At 62.7% G+C, this 628-nt stretch carries 1 pseudogene; it reads left to right on the top strand.

Annotation, left to right across the window (positions count from 1 at the left end):
• Positions 1-625: pseudogene (locus ACXJ7R_RS35695) on the top strand (catalase HPII); the annotation flags it as partial.
• Positions 626-628: the final 3 nt, after the last annotated feature.

The raw sequence follows: 628 nt of genomic DNA, 5'->3' as shown, positions 1-628 counted from the left end.
GATGATCGCGCACTTGCTGAACATCGATGAGGGGCTTGCTGTCACGGTCGCCGACAAACTCGGCATCACCGAGATGCCGAAGCCGGCCGACGCCGGTGTATCGCCGCGCACGGATCTCGAGCCCTCGCCAGCGCTGAGCATCATTGCCAATGGTCCGGAGAGCTTTGCTGGCCGCAAGGTYGGCGTCCTGATCGGCACCGGCACGGACGCCGGTCTCTTCAAAGCCTTACAGGCTGCCATTGAGAATGAAGGGGCCGCCATGGAAGTTATTTCGGCAAAGGTCGGCGGCGCGGTGGCCAGCGATGGCACCAAGATTGTGGCCAAGCATATGATCGATGGCGGCCCATCGGTATTGTTTGACGCGGTCGCCATCCTGCTCACCGAAGAGAGTGCCAATCTGCTGGCCGGCGAAGCAGCGGCTCGCGATTTCGTGGCGGATGCCTTTTCTCATTGCAAGTTCATCGGCTTCACGCCCGGCGCCGTGCAGCTTCTGGCCAACGCGGGCGTCGAGCCCGGGGCTGACGAGGGAATGCTGCCGCTGGCTGACAAGGCGAGTGCCACGGATTTCATTGAAAGTTGCAGGGGTCTGCGGCTGTGGGCACGGGAGGCCGCAGTCAAGCTTTGAGGC

This window comes from Mesorhizobium sp. P5_C1, assembly GCF_054049815.1.
This window is presented reverse-complemented; position numbering and strand designations above follow the sequence as displayed.